Annotated in this window: 17 protein-coding genes, 1 tRNA gene and 1 pseudogene; 9 read left to right on the forward strand and 10 right to left on the reverse strand. The window is 42.7% G+C overall.

Annotated features, from left to right (window positions below; translation table 11 throughout):
- Position 1 precedes the first annotated feature (1 nt).
- The 3 genes from GFC28_RS03275 (at position 2) to GFC28_RS03285 (ending at position 3,295) form a co-directional block, all read left to right on the forward strand.
- Complete coding sequence (locus GFC28_RS03275) at positions 2-2,386, forward strand: heavy metal translocating P-type ATPase (RefSeq protein ID WP_044741602.1); 2,385 nt, start codon at positions 2-4, stop codon at positions 2,384-2,386.
- A gap of 22 nt (positions 2,387-2,408) precedes the next feature.
- Positions 2,409-2,615: a copper chaperone CopZ gene (gene copZ, locus GFC28_RS03280; RefSeq protein WP_044741601.1), complete on the forward strand. Its 207-nt coding sequence runs from the start codon at positions 2,409-2,411 to the stop codon at positions 2,613-2,615.
- Positions 2,616-2,743: 128 nt separating this feature from the next.
- Entirely contained in the window at positions 2,744-3,295 is a 552-nt protein-coding gene (locus GFC28_RS03285) for a DJ-1/PfpI family protein (protein ID WP_044741600.1), read from the forward strand.
- 227 nt (positions 3,296-3,522) lie between these two features.
- Here the strand turns inward: GFC28_RS03285 and GFC28_RS03290 are convergent, their stop codons facing one another.
- From GFC28_RS03290 to GFC28_RS03315, 6 genes and pseudogenes are all read right to left on the reverse strand, one after another.
- Complete coding sequence (locus GFC28_RS03290) at positions 3,523-4,431, reverse strand: DMT family transporter (protein ID WP_044741652.1); 909 nt, start codon at positions 4,429-4,431, stop codon at positions 3,523-3,525.
- A gap of 165 nt (positions 4,432-4,596) precedes the next feature.
- Positions 4,597-4,776 (reverse strand): annotated as a pseudogene (locus tag GFC28_RS03295) (DUF1572 family protein); the annotation flags it as partial.
- 343 nt (positions 4,777-5,119) lie between these two features.
- The gene (locus tag GFC28_RS03300; RefSeq protein WP_082063746.1) at positions 5,120-5,452 is read right to left on the reverse strand and encodes a DUF1572 family protein; all 333 of its coding nucleotides are present in this window, start codon (positions 5,450-5,452) and stop codon (positions 5,120-5,122) included.
- A 108-nt stretch (positions 5,453-5,560) separates the two neighbouring features.
- The gene (locus tag GFC28_RS03305; protein WP_044744724.1) at positions 5,561-6,778 is read right to left on the reverse strand and encodes an MFS transporter; all 1,218 of its coding nucleotides are present in this window, start codon (positions 6,776-6,778) and stop codon (positions 5,561-5,563) included.
- A 23-nt stretch (positions 6,779-6,801) separates the two neighbouring features.
- Entirely contained in the window at positions 6,802-7,242 is a 441-nt protein-coding gene (locus GFC28_RS03310; RefSeq protein WP_044744723.1) for a MerR family transcriptional regulator, read from the reverse strand.
- Between the two features lie 269 nt (positions 7,243-7,511).
- Positions 7,512-8,516: an LLM class flavin-dependent oxidoreductase gene (locus tag GFC28_RS03315; RefSeq protein ID WP_044744722.1), complete on the reverse strand. Its 1,005-nt coding sequence runs from the start codon at positions 8,514-8,516 to the stop codon at positions 7,512-7,514.
- Between the two features lie 516 nt (positions 8,517-9,032).
- Here GFC28_RS03315 and GFC28_RS03320 point away from each other — a divergent pair.
- The 3 genes from GFC28_RS03320 to odhB all read left to right on the forward strand — a co-directional run bounded on the left by GFC28_RS03320 (position 9,033) and on the right by odhB (position 13,573).
- A tRNA-Gln gene (locus GFC28_RS03320) sits at positions 9,033-9,104 on the forward strand.
- Between the two features lie 302 nt (positions 9,105-9,406).
- Positions 9,407-12,265, forward strand: a complete 2,859-nt coding sequence (locus tag GFC28_RS03330; protein ID WP_044745809.1) for a 2-oxoglutarate dehydrogenase E1 component — start codon at positions 9,407-9,409, stop codon at positions 12,263-12,265.
- 42 nt (positions 12,266-12,307) lie between these two features.
- Positions 12,308-13,573, forward strand: a complete 1,266-nt coding sequence (gene odhB, locus GFC28_RS03335; protein WP_044745808.1) for a 2-oxoglutarate dehydrogenase complex dihydrolipoyllysine-residue succinyltransferase — start codon at positions 12,308-12,310, stop codon at positions 13,571-13,573.
- A 513-nt stretch (positions 13,574-14,086) separates the two neighbouring features.
- On the opposite strand, the gene GFC28_RS03340 is transcribed toward odhB, so the two are convergent.
- Positions 14,087-15,505, reverse strand: coding sequence for an amino acid permease (locus tag GFC28_RS03340; protein ID WP_044745807.1), 1,419 nt, complete (start codon positions 15,503-15,505; stop codon positions 14,087-14,089).
- Positions 15,506-15,759: 254 nt separating this feature from the next.
- The gene (locus tag GFC28_RS03345) at positions 15,760-16,251 is read right to left on the reverse strand and encodes a QueT transporter family protein (RefSeq protein ID WP_044745806.1); all 492 of its coding nucleotides are present in this window, start codon (positions 16,249-16,251) and stop codon (positions 15,760-15,762) included.
- A 213-nt stretch (positions 16,252-16,464) separates the two neighbouring features.
- Here GFC28_RS03345 and GFC28_RS03350 point away from each other — a divergent pair, with 213 nt between their 5' ends.
- On the forward strand, positions 16,465-17,217 hold the full coding sequence (locus GFC28_RS03350; RefSeq protein ID WP_044745805.1) for an NAD-dependent protein deacylase: 753 nt from the start codon (positions 16,465-16,467) through the stop codon (positions 17,215-17,217).
- Positions 17,218-17,425: 208 nt separating this feature from the next.
- Here the strand turns inward: GFC28_RS03350 and maa are convergent, their stop codons facing one another.
- Positions 17,426-17,995, reverse strand: a complete 570-nt coding sequence (gene maa / locus GFC28_RS03355; protein WP_044745804.1) for a maltose O-acetyltransferase — start codon at positions 17,993-17,995, stop codon at positions 17,426-17,428.
- A 318-nt stretch (positions 17,996-18,313) separates the two neighbouring features.
- Here maa and GFC28_RS03360 point away from each other — a divergent pair, with 318 nt between their 5' ends.
- Entirely contained in the window at positions 18,314-19,051 is a 738-nt protein-coding gene (locus GFC28_RS03360; protein ID WP_066329445.1) for an N-acetylmuramoyl-L-alanine amidase, read from the forward strand.
- Between the two features lie 286 nt (positions 19,052-19,337).
- On the opposite strand, the gene GFC28_RS03365 is transcribed toward GFC28_RS03360, so the two are convergent.
- Positions 19,338-20,225, reverse strand: a complete 888-nt coding sequence (locus tag GFC28_RS03365) for a LysR family transcriptional regulator (RefSeq protein ID WP_172798634.1) — start codon at positions 20,223-20,225, stop codon at positions 19,338-19,340.
- 128 nt (positions 20,226-20,353) lie between these two features.
- Here GFC28_RS03365 and GFC28_RS03370 point away from each other — a divergent pair, with 128 nt between their 5' ends.
- A complete protein-coding gene (locus GFC28_RS03370) occupies positions 20,354-21,280 on the forward strand; it encodes a DMT family transporter (protein ID WP_369818765.1) in 927 nt (308 codons plus the stop codon).
- Positions 21,281-21,327: the final 47 nt, after the last annotated feature.

Raw genomic sequence — 21,327 nt, forward strand, 5'->3', positions numbered from 1 at the left:
CATGGGTCAACAAAAGCATGTGACAATGAAAATTACAGGGATGACATGTGCCGCTTGCTCTAATCGAATTGAGAAAATGCTAAATAAGATGGATGGGGTACAAGCTACGGTGAATTTGGCCATGGAAACGGCAGCAGTTCAATATGATTCCTCCAAGCAAAACCTTGCAGATATTTCTGGCCAAATTCAGAAGCTTGGATACGGTGTTGCTTCCAAAAAAGTGACATTCGATATGGAAGGAATGACATGTGCCGCTTGTGCAGCAAGAATTGAAAAAGGATTGCAGCGAATGGATGGCATAGCTGATGTCGCGGTCAACTTGGCGACGAATAGCGCTGTTGTCGAGTATTATGAAGAAATGGTGACAATCGAACATATCATAGAGAAGATAAACAAGCTTGGCTATAAAGCGCAAATTCGAGATAGCAAGCACAAGTCTAAGCAAAAGCAGCACCAAAAACAACCGCTGCTTTTTGTCTCTATTGCCTTATCGTTGCCGCTTCTTTATACGATGATGGCGCATCTGCCGATCAGCACAGGCTTGCCGATGCCGTCATTATTGATGAACCCATGGTTTCAACTTTTTTTAGCTACTCCAGTGCAATTTTATATCGGAGCTCCTTTCTATATGGGGGCGTATCGGGCGCTGCGCAACAAGAGTGCGAATATGGATGTACTGGTCGCTCTCGGCACGTCAGCGGCCTACTTTTATAGCTTGTATGAAGCGGTACAAGCCTTTATACATCCTGGGTACGTGCCAAGTCTCTATTTTGAAACAAGCGCGGTATTAATTACGCTTGTACTTGTCGGCAAATACTTTGAAGCGTTGGCAAAAGGAAGAACGACAGAAGCGATTACTAAACTATTGAGCTTGCAGGCAAAGGAAGCAATTGTGCTCCAAGATGGTCAAGAAAAGAGAGTGCCGATTGAGAAGGTGCAGGTTGGTGATCTTCTCCTTGTCAAGCCTGGAGAGAAAATTCCCGTGGATGGACTTGTCGTTTCTGGATCATCGTCTGTCGATGAGTCAATGATTACCGGAGAATCGATTCCTGTTGATAAAAAAGAAGGAGATGTTGTCATCGGAGCTACTATTAATCAACAAGGGGCACTAACGATTCGGGCAGAAAAGGTCGGAAAAGATACGGCACTTGCCAATATTATACGAATTGTTGAAGAAGCGCAAGGCTCCAAAGCACCCATCCAGCGCCTTGCGGATGTGATTTCGGGAATCTTTGTTCCCATTGTGGTCGGCATTGCTTTAGTAGCGTTTGTCATCTGGTATGCTTGGGTGATGCCGGGAGATTTACCAAAAGCGCTTGAAGTAGCGATTTCTGTACTTGTCATTGCGTGTCCATGCGCTCTCGGTCTTGCTACTCCGACGTCCATCATGGTCGGGACAGGTAAGGGAGCAGAGCAAGGCATTCTTTTTAGAGCGGGAAAATCATTAGAAATGGCTCATAAGATCCATACCATTTTGTTGGACAAAACAGGAACTGTGACAAAGGGAAAACCGGAGGTAACCGATATCCTTGTGCTGCAAAACGAAATGCTCAGCTATGCCGCTTCTGCTGAAGGTGTTTCTGAGCATCCATTAGCACATGCTATTGTCGAATATGCGAAGCAGCAGCAGATTCCGCTGAAGCCTGTGGCTTCTTTTTCCGCTATTGTCGGCCATGGTCTGAAGGCGTTGGTCGAGGGGAAAGAGGTAATCGTCGGAACGCGCAAACTGATGAAGGAATACGGAATTGCGTTTTCCATGTATGAAGAAAAGCTAGTTGAATTTGAAAAGCATGGAAAAACAACAGTGATGGTTGCCATTGAGGGACAGTTGGCTGGTGTAATTGCCGTCGCTGATACGGTAAAAGCAAGCTCAAATGAAGCGATTCAAGCACTAAAGCAGCTCGGTCTGGAAGTATGCATGGTGACAGGAGATAATCAACGGACAGCAGAATTCATTGCTCACCAAGTGCAGATCGATCATGTATACGCAGAAGTGCTTCCAGAAGAGAAGGCGGATCTTGTCGCGAAACTGCAAAAACAAGGGAAACAGGTGGCGATGGTCGGTGACGGCATCAATGATGCGCCGGCTCTGGCGAGAGCGGATATTGGCATAGCGATTGGCACCGGTACCGATGTTGCCATTGAAACAGCGGATATCACATTAGTTGGTGGAGATTTGCGCCATATTCCGAAAATGATCCAGCTGAGCCGCAAAACAATGAAAAATATTCGTCAAAACTTATTTTGGGCTTTATTCTACAATTCAATCGGCATTCCGATTGCGGCGTCCGGTCTATTGGAGCCATGGATTGCCGGCGCCGCCATGGCATTTAGCTCCGTTTCAGTTGTGGCGAACGCGCTTCGCTTGAAGCGTGTGAACATATAAAAATAAAAGGGAGGAATTCATCATGACCGTTACATTGCAAGTAAAGGGAATGACATGCGGACATTGCAAAGCCGCTGTGACGAATGCTTTGCGCGAGCTTGAGGGAGTGCAGCGCGTGGAGGTACACCTTGAGAAAGGAACAGTGGATGTTGAATATGATGAAGCAACAGTGAAGCTTGAAGCGTTAAAAGAAGTGATTGAAGAACAAGGATATGATGTAGAATCATAATTTTGCGCGGCATCTTCTCGAATGAGAAGATGCTTTTTTACGCTATTATTAGGACATTTTTCTTTTTCTTTTTTTGTTTTTCTATTATGATAGAGATGTAAAGAAAAAAATGGTAAGGAGGAAAGATCATGAGCAAAAACGTATTAATTGTCGCAGGTGATGCGGTGGAGGCGCTAGAAATATACTATCCGTACTACCGGTTGCTGGAAGAAGGATATCAAGTAACGATTGCTGCTCCTAAGAAAAAGAAATTGCACACCGTTGTCCACGATTTTGCTGATTGGGATACGTATGTGGAAAAGCAAGGATATTTGATCGAAGCGCAAGCTGCCTTTGCTGATATTGATCCAAACGATTATGATGGATTAGTGATTCCAGGCGGACGTGCTCCTGAATATATTCGGCTTGATGCGGATCTTCAGCGAATTGTTCGCCATTTTTTTGAAGCAAACAAGCCCATTGCTGCTATTTGTCACGCTTCGCTTATTTTTGAAACGATGTCAGATGTGGTCAAAGGTCGCAGTTTGACAGCTTATATTGCCTGCAAGCCAGGGGTGGAGGCATTAGGGGCAACCTATGTATCCGACCGTACGATTCATGTTGATCAAAACCTTGTTTCTGCTCATGCTTGGCCAGACTTACCAATTTTTATGCGCGAATTTATCCGTTTACTTCAATAAGAAAAGCAGGATTCTAGATTGTAGACAAAGCCAAAAGACAGGCTTTGTCTACAATTATACATATTCAGCATCCCCGCATAAAAGCGTTTGTCAGAAGTCTGAATCCCCCCTTATCTTAAAGGGGGAGTGTTATGGGAAACCCATATCGTAACATCCAATTCGTCTGCTTTGCAATGGTGATTGCGAAACAGAGCTTGATGCCGGTCGGCGTGAGAACTTTTCTCTTGTTAATGTCCAGATGAGACGGTTGCGTCTGTTGAACGAGAAGCTTTTGTCTTAGGAATAGCGGTTGCTAAATATACGCCTGTTAGCACAAGCGCACCGCCGACAAGCTGTGGCATGGAAAGTGAATCGCCTAATAAAAAAGTGATTAATGCGGTAAAAACGGCAATAAAATTTAAGTAGATGCCAGCATAGCTTGGTCCTACTTTTTTCACCGATACATTCCAAAACAAAAATGACAAGACGGATGGAAATAGACTAATATAAAGAATCCCGATGCTGTTGCCCTTGCTTAGTTCGTGTAATGAAAAAGGATGAAAGAACATAAAAGGAAGAAGCGCAACAATGCTAAAAAACACTGAGAAAGCTGTGGCTGTAATCGGCGGTACAGCTAATTTTCTTCCCATAATCGAATAAAGCGCCCAAACTACGCCAGCTAACAGCATCATTAAATCACCAAGGTTGTAGTTTGCTTGAAAAATGAACAGCAAATGTCCTTTCGTTAAAATAAAGAGGACACCGATCAGTGAAACAGCAAAACCAAATATGTTCATTAGGGTGATTCGTTCCTTCAATAAAAAATAGGAGAACATCACGATAATGGCTGGATTAAGGGCATTGACAATGGCCGCATTCATTGGCGACGTGTATTTAAGCGCCCCATATAAGAGCAAGTTATAACCAATAATTCCGAGAATGCCGTTGACAAGCAGCGGCAGCCACCAGCGTTTCAACACCTCGGTGTAACGCGGACGTTCCAACAGATAAGTAAGCGGAAGAAGGAAGATCAAGGCAATGCACCAGCGAATAAATGTCAGCCATAAAGGTCCCGTTTCTTTAATCACCTGTTTTCCGACGACGTAATTGCCCGCCCAAAACAAATTAGCAAGCAGCAAAAATAATTTTTCCCTCAGCGTATTTTCCTCCTTTTCTATCCTGTATTTTACTAAATTTCCCGCCGTTTTCATACATAAAATGGAATGGCTTACTTAATAGATAGAGTCGACCGATCGTCAGGAAAAGGGATCATCGTCTGTTCACATTCCAATGATTTTTTTGTTTATTGAGACATTTTGGTGCTAGCCTTTTTTTCTTGGAATCGTTAATGTTTTCCATTCTGTAGATGTTAATTGCTTAGCGATATAAACAATCTGGCCGATATGGTACGAATAATGATACATTTGCCGTTCAATGGCTTCTATCACTGAATGCGGTTCATGGCGAATCGTAACCGTGCGCAGCAGATCGCTTTCGCTAATGGTGTTTAACATTCTTCAGTCGAGAAGTCTCCCACTTCTAAATCTTGCGAAGCTTGATGAAAGTGGGAGATGAATCGACTTCGGACAAGGACAGGCTTTTGCCTGTTCAATTGTCTGACCCTGTGGTAAAATAAACCTATGTCGTTCTTTCATAACTGGATATAGGAGGTTGCATGGAGAAAATAAAATGCGAAAACCAAGCTGATCCTTCCATGCGTAAAATATCCAAGGTACAAAAGAACTCCGAATTGTCGGACATCTAGGGTTGGAACGACCCGAAGTCACGCTCAGGGAGACGAAAGGCGGCTTTCGTCGTGGAACTGAGAAGCTCCCACTTCAAGCTTTAGCTAAGTGGTGAGTAGTTCACTGTAGTCAAAAAAGGATGCCATCCTTTTTCCCAACATATTAAAACCTCCTCTCTTGTTGTGAACTCATTTATAAATTCGTCGTCCCGGTTTCTATTAGGTTTTTCACCGTCAGAATGAAAAAAATTCGTCCAGCGGGAAATCATGTTTCCGCTCATATGCTTGACAATGACAGCTACACTATTGGTTTCTTCATTAAAGGTGTGGAAAAGCTGATCGTCAGACAGCTGTTCCATCGCTTTCTCAGCTGTTTTTTTCATATCCATAAATCGGTCCTTAACTACTCGCAAATATTCTTGAGCAACGTTCATAGGCTCGCCTCCTTGGTTATTTTTATTCTCTTTGCATGAGCGATGTTCCTTTTTCACTTCGTTATGAAAATGTAAAACCCCGCTTCACGATGGGAAGCGGAGTTAGATTTAATGGGCAGCTGATGCTGTATCGATATGATGAAGATGTCTGCGCCCTGACAAAATAGCGGCGACCCCACAAGCGACCGCCAATGCTCCAACATAAAAAGGAACGTGCGGATTATACCATTCCGCTAGCTTGCTAGCAAGCCATGGACCGATTGCGCCAAAGACAAAGCGAATAAAGCTGTAGGCAGCAGAAGCAGTCGATCGTTCCACTGGAGCCGCCAGCATAACGGCCGTTGTCATCAGCGTGTTATTGACACCTAAAAACGCACCTGCGATAACCACAGCGCTGATCACGGTCATTTGCGAGGATGTCCAAATCCCCATAACCAAAAGCGTCAGCGCGAAACATAGTAGCATCGCACTCATAGAGCTCACAGTGCCAAAGCGGTTTTGGAGCTTTGGGGCAACGAAGACAGAAGTAATGGCGAGCAGCAGTCCCCAGCCAAAGAAGACGAAGCCGAGACCATGCTCATTTAAATTCATAACAAATGGTGTATAAGCCATTAAAGTGAAAAAACCAAAATTATAGCAGAGTGCGGCAATTCCTAATGTGAATAACGAACGATATCGCAGCGCTTTAAAGGGATCGGCTAGAGAGGTGCGTGTTTTAGGCTTCGGCAGCTTTGGCAATAAGATGAGAATGGACAGAAATGCCAATGCCATTAAAACACCAACGCCTAAAAAAGGACCTCTCCATGAGATCGAACCTAATTCGCCGCCTAATAGCGGTCCGACCGAAATGCCGAGGTCAAGGGCTGCTTCATATAAAATAATGGCTTTAGCTGGTCCGCCGCTAGATAAGCCAACAATCGCTGATAAAGCCGTTGCGATAAATAGGGCATTTCCAAGTCCCCATCCTGCTCGGAATCCGACAAGCTGTTCAATCGTACTTGACAGCCCGCCGCAAACAGCAAAAATGACAATCAAGAGAGTTCCTGATAGCAATGTCCATTTTGTTCCTAAGCGGCTTGAAACGAACCCAGTAATCAGCATAGCCAGTCCGGTAATCAATGTATAGCTGGAAAACAATAATGAAACCTGGCTGGGAGAAGCATGCAACTTACTGGCAATGGCTGGTAGAATCGGGTCGACAAGACCTAATCCCATAAATGAGATGACACAGGCAAAGGCGACAGCCCATACGGCCTTTGGCTGGTCGAGCAATCTGCCGCTTCGGGATTGAAGCTCTGTTTCGATTGGCGTAGATGCGGATTTCATACTGGATCCCCTTTATGAAATGATTATTTTGATAATTCTTCATCAATCTTTACGATCGCTGCTCGCGCCCGTTCGCGAAGCGTAACTAATTCCGTTTGAACAGACATGATTTTATGAATTTTCTCCTCGATCATTTGGAGCTGGTCGTCAAGAAGATGGATAATTTCTATTAATTTTTCTTTTCGCTCTCGCGGATCGGTTACTTTTTTGTAATCCGCTCGCTGATTTTCTAATGTGTCTCTGAGAGAAAGGAAGTGGTGCAGCTCCTGCAATGAAAATCCAAGCACTTCTTTCGCTATCGTGATCTTTTTCAGAAACTCGACATGATCCTGTGTATAAAGTCTCGTACCTCCTTGGCTGCGGGGAGGAGGGGGCAGCAGCCCGATTTCTTCGTAATAGCGAATCGTTCGTTTGCTAAGCCCGCTTAATTTGGCCACTTCGTCAATTTTTAATAATTCCTCCATTTGAACATAGACCTCCTGTCAATTAGCCATTATATATAAATTTAACGTTAACGTCAAATTTATACATAAATATTATAAATAAATTAAGATGGATAGATATTAAAATATAACGTTAACGTTATATTTTATATAGTATGATGAGAAGTATGAGAGAATGCCAATAGTGAATGATTGCGCCCAAACAAACCGTCATGATGAATAGAAACCTCTCGCCGTTAACAGGAACAAAGGCAAGGGGAATGAATCATCTAGAAAATAGCGGGCATAAGCTATGACATCATTTCTTTGGCGATAAGCTCAAACGATCGAAGCTTGTCTTGAAAATCATAAGTAATGGTAACAAGCATAATTTCATCAGTCTTATATGCTTTGCTTAAATCGATTAATTGCTGCTTCACTTGACTTGGCGTTCCAACAATCATTCGCTTACGGTTTTCTTTTATGCGTTTGATTTCGAACGGGCTATAAGAATAGGCGGCAGCCGTTTCTGGGCTTGGAGTGCCTGTTGATTTCATGCCTTGTTCAATCATTAAAAGAGAAAGGTCTAAGCTAGACGCGATCCGTTCCGCTTCTTGTTCTGTTTCGCCACAAATCACAAAAGTAGCGACCATGCTTAATGGCTGTGATAAATGGCGGGAGGGAATAAACCGCTCATGATAAAGCTGGGTATAGTACTCTCCTCCTTCTCCATTAATGAACCGTGCAAAGACAAACGGTAATCCTTTTTGGGCGGCTAAGATGGCACTTGCAGAACTGGATCCTAGCAGCCAGACGCTTGGAGATTCTTGAATATGAGGAGTAGCCTTTAACCCATAAAAGGGGTGAGCGCTATCAAGATCATCATGCAAGTAGCCGAGTAAGTCATCAATTTGCTCAGGGTAGCGATCGACATTTCTTGGTCTTCCATCATGCAAAGCCATGGTAGCCAGAGGCATGCCTCCTGGGGCTCTTCCCAGACCTAAATCGATGCGGTCTGGATAAAGACCTGCTAATACCTTAAAATTTTCCGCTACCTTATAGGCGCTGTAATGCGGCAGCATCACGCCGCCGGAGCCGACGCGAATGCGATTGGTTTTTGCTGCGATGTGAGCAATTAAAACTTCTGGAGAGGAGCCGGCCAAACTTTGTGTATCGTGATGTTCTGAAACCCAAAAACGAACATAACCCAGTTTTTCAACAAACTCAGCAAGCTTTGCTGTATTGGAAAGAGCCTCTTCTGCTGTCATTCCTTGTGAAATGGGTGATTGATCTAACACACTTAATTTTAAACGCATCGAATAGTTTCCTCCCTTTAAAAGCTGGTATTTACTATTATTAAGCGGCTATAAGAATATGTCTATTGATCTGCTTAGCAAGCGGACGTCTTTACTGTATATATCATGAACGAATAGGAGTGGCAAACATTCATAAACGGAAGGAAGAGGAAAGTTGAGTGATTGGCTTTTTCATTATCCATATGACGTCCAAATCGGTCATGATCTGCTCATTTTGGAGACAAAGTGCAGCTATAAATGACAATGGATTTCTAGCATTTGTTCCCTATTTCTTCTGATGACTCGAAATGTTGCTGCTTTTTCATTGATAGGGACTTGTCAATCTGAATCTGTATAGTGGCGCACTCATAGGTAGTTTAGCAAAAACGATAGGAGTCAATTTGTTACTTCCCCGTTTTATTGTATACGGTTATTCTAACTTGGTTATACTACAATTGAGCACGTTGGATATGCCAGTGGCACTCCAGCATATCATTACATAGCATAATCATAAAAATTTGTTCTCCTTTATATCAATGGGCTATAGCCAAGCGGTAAGGCAACGGACTTTGACTCCGTGATGCGCTGGTTCGAATCCAGCTAGCCCAGCTATCTCAATTGGAGCCATTGCGATTTTCTTCTTTACATTACATTTTGTTTGTAAATTTTGTTTCTAAAGAAGAAATAAGCATGGCTCTTTTTATGTTTTTTTTATATAATGAGTACGGACGAAAAGTTAGAAAAGTAATAAAAATCAAGTTATTTGGATTTTCGTCTAAATCGTAGTAAAATGGAAATGAAATCGGTTTATCTTCCATTTCAAGTGTGTAGATATTTGAATTCAAGAAATGGTTTTGTGTCTCGCTTGTTGATGGAAGAATTCGTAATCAGTGCTGGAGGGTTATCTAAAAATGAACACGCTTAGTGACAGTAGCAGAAGTCCATGGGAAAAATTTCACGGTCCAAATCTCGGATACGTCATGGAGATGTATGAGCAGTATGTGCAGGATCCTAACTTGGTTGACGAAGAGCTAAGGAGCCTGTTCGACCGCTGGGGACCGCCTGAGTTGGCGGACGTAGGTCGTTATGACAACCAAAAAAGCATAACGGTTGACTCTTATGTTTCGCCAAGTGCATTGGAAAAATGCGTCCAAGCTGTTAAGCTGGCGGAGCATATTCGTGTTTTCGGCCATTTGGATGGAAAAATCAATCCGTTAGAAACGGAGGAGCAACGTTCAAAGGCACAAATAGATCTGCAAAAGTTTGGGTTGACGAAAGAGGATCTTTTATCAATCCCAGCTTCCATTATAAGTCCATATTTGCCTAATCATATAAAAAATGCGTTTGAAGCCATTGAATATTTAAAAGAAGTTTACACATCTAAACTTACGTTTGAATTTGGTCATGTTCAGGATGAAGAAGAGAAAAACTGGCTTTTGCGGATGGTAGAATCAGGGGAGTATCGTCCGGTCGTTTCCAACGAAAAAAGAGTCGAAGTTCTTAAGCGTTTAACAGAAGTGGAAATTTTTGAGCAATTTTTGCATCGGACATTTGTAGGACAAAAGCGTTTCTCCATTGAAGGGGTTGATACGCTTGTTCCATTGCTCGATGAAATCATTTCTGAGTCTGTACAAAAAGGCATCCAATCGATTAATATTGGAATGGCCCACCGCGGTCGTTTAAATGTTTTGGCACATGTGCTAGGAAAGCCGTACGAGATGATTTTTGCTGAATTCCAGCATGCGCCAAATAAAGAATTGATCCCATCTGAAGGATCGATCGGAATTACATATGGATGGACAGGAGATGTGAAATACCATTTAGGGCTTGATCGAAAAATTAAAAAAGAAAATACGGTTCGTGCCGTTATCACTTTAGCCAATAACCCAAGCCATTTAGAGTTTGTCAATCCAGTGGTGGCTGGTTATACGAGAGCTGCACAAGAGACTCGAAATAAGCCTGGCTTTCCTGAACAGGATGAAAATAAAGCGCTTGCTATTTTAATTCATGGCGATGCCGCATTCCCAGGTCAGGGGGTCGTCGCAGAAACGTTAAATTTAAGCCGATTAAGAGGCTATAAGACAGGTGGAACGATTCATATCATCGCTAATAATATGATTGGATTTACGACAGAAAGCGAAGATTCTCGTTCTACCAAATACGCGAGCGATTTAGCAAAAGGCTTTGAAATTCCGATTGTTCATGTGAATGCGGATGATCCGGAAGCCGTGCTGGCCGCTGCGCATTTAGCCGTCATTTATCGGCAAAAATTCAAAAAAGATTTCTTGATTGATTTAATCGGCTATCGCCGTCACGGTCATAACGAGATGGATGAGCCAGCTGCGACCAATCCATTAATGTATCAAATCATTCGCAAGCACCCGACGGCTCGCAAGCTTTATGCAGATCGTCTGGAACAGCTTGGAATTATCTGTTCGGCAGAAGAAGTAAATCGTTTTAGAAAAGAAGTAGAAACAAAACTGCAATCCGCTTATCAAAAAGTGGCCAATGTGAAAGAAGAGCTGGACTATGAAATGAATCCGCCGGAAGTAGCGGAAAAAGGCATTCCAAAAATTCATACAAGCGTACCAGCTGAGGTTTTGGAACAAGTGAATCGCGAGCTTGTACAATGGCCAAAGGGTTTTCGTGTATTTAATAAGCTTGAACGGATTTTGCAACGTCGCATTCATGCTTTTCAAGAGAATAAAATCGATTGGGCTCATGCGGAGGCGCTTGCATTTGCAACCATTCTTCAGGAGGGCATTCCGATTCGACTAACAGGCCAAGATTCAGAAAGAGGAACGTTTGCCCAACGCCATTTAATTTTACATGATGAAAAAACAGGAGAGAGATTCTCGCCATTGCATCAATTGTCTGAAAGCAAGGCCTCTTTTGCGGTGCATAACAGCCCGCTATCTGAGACGAGCGTGCTTGGCTTTGAATACGGCTATAACGTTATTGCCCCAGAAACGTTAGTGATATGGGAGGCTCAATTTGGTGACTTCTCCAACTCAGCACAAGTCATTATCGATCAGTTTATTTCGTCTGGAAGAGCGAAATGGGGACAAAAATCGGGGCTTGTCATGCTTCTTCCGCACGGGTATGAAGGACAAGGGCCTGAGCATTCAAGTGCTCGGTTAGAGCGTTTCCTTACATTGGCAGCAGAAAATAACTGGACAGTTGCCAATATGACGAAATCATCGCAATACTTTCATATTTTGCGGCGACAAGCACTTGTTTTACAAAAAGAAGAAGTGCGTCCGCTTGTAATTATGTCGCCAAAAAGTTTGTTGCGTCATCCATTGGTCGTATCCGGAGCGGCAGATTTGAGCGAAGGAAGCTTCCAGCCAGTGTTGCCACAACCGGGATTAGGACAAAATCCAGCGAAAGTGGAACGATTAATTTTATGCTCAGGTAAAATCGCAATCGATTTAGAAGAAAAATTGGCGGAAGTTGCAGATCGGGAATGGTTCCATATTTTAAGAGTGGAAGAATTATATCCGTTCCCAATGAAGGAAATTGCTTCTTACATTCAGCAGTTCCCGAATTTAAAAGAACTAGTATGGGTACAGGAAGAGCCAAAAAATATGGGCGCTTGGAACTTTGTTGAACCAAGATTGCTTACATTAGCTCCAAGTGGTGTACATGTTTCTTATATTGGCCGGAGACGTCGTTCAAGCACAGCAGAAGGGGATCCGGTCGTTCATAAGAGGGAACAAGCGAGAATTATCAATCAAGCTTTTGTGCGTTCATACGTTCATCATATTTAAATTAAAAATATAAAGTGAGAAGGGCGAAAGGAGATAATCACGGTGGCAGAAATCAAAGTACCAGAATTAGCAGAATCAATAACAGAAGGAACGATTTTTCAGTGGTTAAAAAAACCGGGCGATTTCGTTCAAAAAGGAGAACCGCTTGCCGAATTAGAAACAGATAAAGTGAACGTAGAATTAATGTCTGAGGAATCGGGAGTCATTACGCAATTGTTGTTTAACGAAGGGGACACAGTAAGAGTAGGAGATACGATCGCGATTGTATCAGAAGGAGCAGAGGCCGCTGCACCACAAGCAGTGGAACCGGCGCCGCAGCCAGAAGCGGCAGAGCCTGTTCAGCCGGCAGCCGCCCAATCGGCCCCTGCTTCCGTTGAGCAAGGAGAAGCAAAATCGGTCCAGCGTCCAATTGCTTCACCGGCGGCAAGAAAACTGGCTCGTGAAAAAGGAATCGATTTGACTCAAGTAACGCCAGTTGATCCGCTTGGCCGTATACGTAAGCAAGATGTAGAAGCTTACGCAAGCCAGCCAGTTCCATCGATTCAGCCAGCGCCAGCCGTTGAAGCTGTCAAGCCGTCGCAGCCTAGTGCGGCAATGGATCCAGAGAAACCAGTCGAGCGAATGAGAATGTCTCGCCGTCGCCAAACGATTGCAAAGCGGCTTGTCGAAGTTCAGCATACAGCAGCTATGCTGACAACCTTTAACGAAATTGACATGACGGCTGTCATGAATTTGCGCAAGCGTCGGAAAGATGCTTTTTATCAGGAACACGATGTGCGTCTTGGCTTTATGTCATTTTTCACGAAAGCGGTTGTGGCCGCATTGAAAAAATATCCGCTGCTCAATGCGGAAATTCAAGGCGATGATATCATTGTGAAAAAGTATTATGATATCGGGGTAGCGGTATCTACCGAAGAAGGGTTAGTCGTGCCTGTGGTGCGTGATGCCGATAAGAAAAATTTTGCGGAGATTGAACGTGAAATTTTACATTTAGCGACAAAAGCGCGTGAAAACAAATTAAGTCTTAAAGACTTACAAGGCGGTACGTTTACCATCACAAATGGCGGTGTGTTCGGTTCGTTAATGTCGACACCAATTTTAAATGGTCCGCAAGTTGGTATTTTAGGAATGCACAAAATCCAACTTCGTCCTGTAGCGATTGATGAAGAGCGCATGGAAAACCGTCCGATGATGTATGTTGCACTCTCATATGATCACCGCATTATCGACGGAAAAGAAGCCGTCGGTTTCCTAGTAAAAGTGAAAGAACTTCTTGAAGATCCAGAGCAGCTTTTATTAGAATCATAAGAACCACGATGGATGGGGTGTCTAATCAGTCGATTTTCCGGCTGATAGGCGCCCCTTTCTTTCACCTTTTTACGTCGTCCACCGAGAATCTCCCACCTCTTAAATGTAGGCGGAGGAGGTTTATGATTTTTCATCAAGAAGGATAGGGGATAAAAGCAATCGCCATGTTTGTTTTGTATGGAGCAACATAATCTACCGTCTGGATAAAGTTCTGAAAACGCCATGAACTCTATCATCTATGTCCATTAGCTAGTTTGTTGCAAAAATAAAGAATGTTTGATGACAAGGGAATGTTCTGCTGATAGAAAGTAGAATGGTCTTTCCAGCAATAGAGGAAGGGAATCTTGACGTCCGTAAAGAATTGGATAAAATGGCGCTGAATTTGATTTGAATCGATAGGGAAAGGAGGAAATTCGACTACATGAAACATGAAGGACGTTAAAATGGTTGTAGAACAAAGTCAATGTTGACTTCGTCTACAACACGGAGAGGGTCATTCATATTGATTCTCTTTTATGCTCCTTTTAATTTTGCCCGTTCTTGATGATTGTTTTTTGGTTTCATCAATAGCGGATATAGAAGTATTCCTGCCACAAATAAACCGATTCCTAAGAAAAAGGTGTGCCAGTCTGCCGTTCCTGTTTTAATGACCCAAAGCGAATAGAAAAGAGCTGCCAATGTAATCAAACCGTCACGTACGCGCTGCGTTGTTTCATTTTGATATGTTTCCCCTGTGATAATGAGCTTCAACTGATATAAAGCAGAGACAAGATATGGAACGAGATAAGCTAAGGTCGCTACGACAATCGCAAAATTGTACGCTTCGTTCATCGTTCCTGAGATAGTGGAAAATAGAAAAATTTGTGTCATTACATTAGTTATGAGCAACGAACGCACAGGGCTTCCGTTTTGATTGATTTTCCCAAAAAAGCGAGGGAATAGCGCTTCTTTTGCTGCTTGATATGGAACTTCTGAACTTACTACAATCCAGCCGACTGTCGATCCGAAAAGAGAAATCAGCGCTAAAATCGCCATCATATAAGCACCGCTGTTTCCAAGAACGGAATAAAGGGCATCAACAAGCGGCTTTTGCGATTCTCTTAGTTCCTCTTGGGAAAGAGCTCCCATTGTTAGTAATGTAATTCCCATATAAATCAAGACGGAAATGACCAGGCCAAGGAATGTCGCTTTCTTAACATCCTTTGGAGATTGGGCCCGGTTTGAGAGCATAACGGCTGATTCAATGCCGATAAAAGCCCAAAGCATGGTAATAGCCGCCCCATTAAGTTGGGATGGCACAGAAACCGTCTGTCCTTTTTCATTTATAAAAGAAAGGCTGTCTACATTTGCTGCATGAAACACCCATAGCGTACCGATAATATAAAGGAAGAAACCAATCACTTTCGCTCCGGTTGTGAAGATGTTTATTTTTCCAGCCTTTTGAAAATCTCTCACGAGAATCCAATGAATTCCCCACAATACACCAGTGCAAATCATAAATGTAAGTCCTTTTCCTGTTTCCAAAGAAAAAGAACCGATGGTTAATAAAGTTTGCTTGCTTTGCATGATTGGAAAAAAAGTGCTCAAATAACCAGCAAACGAAATAATGACGGATGCCGTTGCTGCCCAGTTTGCTGCCCAATATCCCCAAGCCATGCTGTAGCCGGCTACTTTCCCCATTTGCGGGGAAGAAAACAAGGCCTGCGCATAGCTCTGTGGTCCAGCTTTTAGCTCCGGTTTTCTTGTGATTAAATTGCCAAATACGAGCGCGATCATCCAAACTCCAAGCCCTGTTGTGATCCATGCCAATACGGATCCGACAGGGCTAGATACTTGCGCAAGATTCGCTGGGATCATAAAAATACCGCCGCCGATCATGTTTCCGATAACAAAGGCGGTCAACACCCATAAGCCCCATTTTTTTGCTGCCATTTGTATTGCCTCCTTCTGTGCAACGTCTAGATGAATCAATTAAGGATTTCATTTCTTTTTTCATCATAGCTGATCTTTTTAGTTTGGTAAAGTGATAATATGATAAAGAAGTAAAGTTGTTTAATTTTGAAAAGTATGTATTTTCGACCGCTCATTTTCTAATCATTTTACATCAACTAAATTTAAATAGAACTATGTTCTAAATAATCAATAATAAATAAAAAAAAATAAAAAATAGCGGCAAGATTGCCGCCTCATTTTTCCATTAATCGATCCAATCGAACTCGGCGATGAATGCCGTACATAATCGGAGCGCCAATCGCCATCGTAACCAGCTCGCCAGCGGCCGTTGTCAGCCACGTCAAAAGAAACGGTAAGTCTAATGCCAGCTTCAGCTCCCAAGCAATGATAAACATAGTCAACGTAAAAATGAGAGTATTAACAGCCATACGAGCCCATAGATTTTCGACGTAACGCGTGATCACAATGGTTGTTAATAAAGCGATGACCGATTGTCCAACTCCAAAAACAAGATCATACATGCCTAAAGGGGAAAAAAAGAAATTCGCCAAAAAGACACCTAATATAATTCCAAAGAAATATTTCTTATGAAACACAATGAAGTGATTTAAGATTTCTGATACGCGAAATTGCACATTTGTAAAGCCAAATGGCTGAATCAGCATTGTAACGATAATATACACGGCAGCTAAAATACCGTTAATGGCCATTGTTCGTACATTCATTTCTCTCCTTCTCCTTTTACAACATATCGTGTAGCTGAAAGAAAACGCAGCAATTTATATTCTAACATAAACGGTGGAAAACGCCATTATGGTTTTGCGTTAAGTTTGTTGACCGCTCATGATGAGTTGCGGGCGTGCGAGAAAAAGCGTAGAATGAAGATATCCAAGCTCCTCGATTTTTGAGGGGCTATTTTGTTGAAAGGGGAGAAATCAATGGAGGAATATAAAGAATTAGCTGAACAACTAGCACGCGCGAAAACGATCGCGGTTTTGACAGGAGCAGGAATGAGCACGGAGTCAGGCATTCCAGATTTTCGCGGCCAAAATGGAATTTATGCGCAAGAAGACAATGTCGAATATTACTTGTCGGAGCACTATTTCACTTCCCACCCTGTTGATTTTTGGCATCGCTTTAAACGAATGTTTTCATTAAAAATGATGGGCACGTTCTTGCCTAATAAAGGGCATATCTTTCTTCAAGCGTTAGAAGCTGCTGGGAAAAAAGTGACGATTTTAACGCAGAACATCGATGGGCTCCACACAAAAGTAGGAAGCACGAATGTGATCGAATTGCACGGAACCTTGCAAACGGCCACATGTCCTATCTGTAGCCAAAAGTACGATTTATCGTTTATAAATTCACAAGACGTTCCTGGTTGCCAACAAAAGGGATGTGGTGAAATTCTAAAGCCTGATGTGGTTCTATTTGGCGGAATCGTACCAAGAATCGATGAAGCATTTGCCGCAGCAGCAGAAAGCGACGTCTTGCTGGCGATGGGCACAAGTCTTGAAGTAACGCCTGTCAATCACATTCCGTTTTATGTCACTTCCGAATCTCCTCGTACATACAAGGCTATAATTAATAAAACAGCAACGAGAATGGACCATCTTTTCGATCTTGTCATTCACCATTCTATTGGGGATACCGTTTCACAATTGCGGGCGTATATGGCAGAGCTGCGGTGAGTGATGGCAAAAAATACAACTTTGAAGGGTGAACCATCATGAAGCAGATACTCAAAACTAGCATGATACCAAAGATCAAGCTTGCCTTTTAAGCGAAAAAACGCATTGATCGACAGTCATTTGTCACGGACGCACGTCAATAGGGGATCGATATCACGCTCAATCCCCTATAGAGCCGTCTCATTCAATAAATATCAATTAGACTGTTTTATGCTTTTAAATGACTGATTGTTTTGATGATTCGAGCCGGATTTCCTCCTACTACAACATTGTTCGGGATATCCTTTGTGACGACGGCTCCAGAAGCGATGACAACATTGTTTCCTATTGTTACGCCAGGATTAATGACTGCTCTGCCGCCGATCCACACATTATGGCCAATGCTGACGGGCTTTCCGTATTCGGCACCGGAGTTTCTTTCCAAAGGGTCTAACGGATGAGTAGCAGTATAAATATGGACACCTGGGGCGATTAGGCAGTTATCGCCAATTTTTATCTCACATACATCCAAGAAAACACAATCAAAATTGGCGAAAAAATTTTCACCGACATGAATGTTATACCCATAATCACAACGAAAAGGAGGTTCAATGAAGAGATTTTTTCCTGTTGAACCAAAAAGTTCTTTCAATAAGGAAGTCCGTTTTTGATGCTCGGTTTCCAATGTTTGATTAAACAATCTGGTCAATCGACGAGCGCGCTCCCGCTCCGCTGCTAGTTCGGGATCAGCCGCCATATATAATTCACCGCTTAACATTTTCTCTTTTTCCGTTTTCATATGGCTCCTCCTCATACACACTGAAAATGATTTCTAATTTAACCTAAATGTATAATACTATAAAATGATGAGCATCACGACCAATTCTATCGACAGGAATTATATTTTAGGTGATATGGGGGATCTGTATTCCGCAAGCACCCAAATTATCGAATAGATGCATATCCGCCGTTGCCCTTGTCCTGGGTGTTGCATATGTTACTTTTGAAACGGAAATTTTTGATGCAGGTGTATTCATGCAAAGAATCGAGTATATAAGGTACGGTGTTACATCAATGGTGTCGATCCATATACTCTCGAGAAAGGGGATGATCAATAATGGTGAAAATCGTACTTGATGCAGGGCATGGTGGAACGGATAGCGGAGCTGTAGGGAACGGTCTACAGGAAAAAAATCTGACGTTAAATATTGTCAAAAAGATCGGGAATTTACTCGCTGAATACGAAGGGGTCAGCATCATCTACACGCGGACGGATGACCGTTTCGTGGAGTTGTCGGAGCGTGCGGCCATCGCGAACAGGGCGGATGCCGATTTTTTCTTATCCGTTCACATCAATGCCGGCAGTGGAACAGGATTTGAGTCCTACATTTACAATGGCAATGTGAGCCCGTCGACCATTGCGTATCAGAACACGATCCACAGCGAGATCATGAAAGCGATCGCCGGCGTGCAGGATCGCGGTAAAAAGCGAGCGAACTACGCGGTACTGCGCGAAACGAAAATGCCGGCATTGCTCACAGAAAACCTGTTCATTGATAATGCGAACGATGCGGCCAAATTGAAATCAGAGCCATTCCTTTTACAAGTGGCACATGGCCATGTCGAAGGGATTGCGAAAGCATTTGGCTTGAAAAGGAAAGCAACACAGCAAAAACAGGAGGAGCCAAAGATGCCAGCACCTGAAAAAACAGCGTATGACAAAGCGGTCGATGCAGCGTTTGAATTTTTGAAGCAACACGGAGTGGTGACACAGGATCGACGAGAGGAACCCGTGACACGAGCACAAGTTTTTTTGATGTTGCATCGATTGGCACAAAATATGTTGCAGAAATAGTAAAAGTAGTCCCTGCCCAAATAGCAGGGACTTTTTCTGTGAGTAAACGAACCTCCCCTCCTCCACTTCGCTTAGCGGTAAGCGACTTCTCGGTGAATGTGTGAAAGGTCCAGTCTGGACTGTAACAGAATAAGCTTGTACCGAGCACCCTTCTGAATAAGATATCGAAAAGGAAGAAGTTCTGACTCCTGCTAAGTATAATAAAGAAATTTCTTTGGCTAAAGGACGCCGCTAGCCTGGCATGGGCTGATGCCTAATTGAATTCACAAAAAGGAACCAATCAATCTCACGGCATTTTTTCTTCTAAAAGAAGATGGATTAATTGTTTCATTGATTGCGATAGCCACTTCTTTTGGTGATACACCAACTGCAAATAAAGTTTAGGCTTTATGTTGGAAAGGGGAAGGAGCATTAATTTTCCATTTGCGATTTCTTCCTTTACCGCCATGAGCGGTAAAAACGCGATTCCAAGCCCATAAGCCACACATCGTTTAATTGCTTCAATACTCCCTAATTCAATGGTTAATTCAAGCCGTACTGCATGGCGGCGATATAAATTTTCGATCATTTCACGGTAGCTACAGCCTTGCTCTGTCACAATGAGCTTTTCATTTTCCAAATCTCTCATATAGATAGGGTCCCGTTGGACGAAAGGATGATCAGGCTTTGCGACTAGCACTAATGGTTCTTCTTTGATGATCATAAAATGTAAATCTGGATCTTCTTGTTTTTGATCAAGAATAATAGCTAAATCGTATTTTCCTTCTTTTATACCTTTAACTAAATATTGGCATACTCCTTGCTGGAGGAGTAAATTCACCCGCGGATACTTATTTTTAAATGCTTGCAAATATGGAGGAAGATAAAAGCCTGCAATGGATTCAATAGTGCCGATCGATAAGCTTCCAGCCAGTTCTGCTTGCTCAGAAAGGCTTTGTCTTGCTTCATCAAGCAGATGGATCATTTTATTAGCATATTCTAACAATTCCTTTCCAGCGGGTGTCAATTTGATTCTGCCGCTCCAACGTTCAAACAAAATGACCCCAAATTCTTCTTCCAATTTTTTGATTTGTGTGGTGACGCTTGATTGAGCATAACCTAGCACTTCCCCAGCTTTGGTAAAACTGTTCCACTTTGCGGCTTCGCGAAACGTTTGCAAATAATTGATATTCATTGCAATCAAACTCCTATCAAAAATCTTGATGAATAGCATCAATTATTATCAATAACACCTATGACCAAATATTTGTAGAATTGATTATATCAGAAATTTTATCGATTATGGGAGGATTTTTTGTGCAAATGAATCATATAAAAACGTATATTTTGCTTTTCCTGACAGCCGCTATTTGGGGAGGCGCTTTCATTGCGGGGAAAATAGCGACGGTCAGCCTGCATCCTGTTTCAGTTGCTTTTTTCCGCTTTTTTGGGGCCAGCCTGATTCTTTTTCCGCTCATGCGTTGGAGGGAACGGCAAGCAAAGGTTCCTACCAAAAAAGACTGGGGGATGTTTGCGCTGCTTGGCCTTACAGGTATTTTTCTATATAACGTTTGTTTTTTTATTGCGACTAAATACGCGCCGATTGTCAAAAGCTCTCTCGTTATTGCGGTGAATGCTCCGTTGATTACGCTCTTTTCGGGCCTGTTTTTAAAGGAAAAAATCAACGCTAAAAGCATATTAGGTATGGTTATGGCGCTCATCGGAGCTTTATATATTATCACAAACGGGCAGCTATCCGTTATTGTAAAGCTTGGGCTCTCTCCGATTGATTTTGTTTTAGTAGGCGCCTGTCTCAGTTGGAGTATATATTCTGTGATCGGGAAGGTGGTGATGAAAAAATATAGCCCTTTAGCGGCAACGACGTATGCAACGGGATTCGGAACGCTTTTCTTATTTCCTTTCGCTTTGTACTATACCTCTTTCACCGCGATAAAAGCGAGCAATTGGGAAGTATGGCTTAGTGTGTTATATGTAGCGGTCATTGTTTCTGCTATTAGCTTTGTTTGGTGGTATAACGGTATCCAAAAGGTAGGCGCGTCAACCGCCTCCATTTTTATTAACGTGATGCCTATATCGGCAGCTGTGATGGGAACAATCGTGTTCCATGAACGCTTGACATGGACCCATATAATTGGAGCGTTATTCGTATTTGGTGGCATTTTGTTTAATATTTATAGTAAGAAAGAAAAAAAGAGCGTGCTAGTATCCAGAGAAGGGAAAGTGATGTAACGAGCGTGATCGATAGCGTCATCCTTCGTTTTTAACTACTTTAGAGT

The organism is Anoxybacillus sp. B2M1, assembly GCF_001634265.1.
In the GTDB taxonomy this organism is placed as follows: domain Bacteria; phylum Bacillota; class Bacilli; order Bacillales; family Anoxybacillaceae; genus Anoxybacteroides; species Anoxybacteroides rupiense.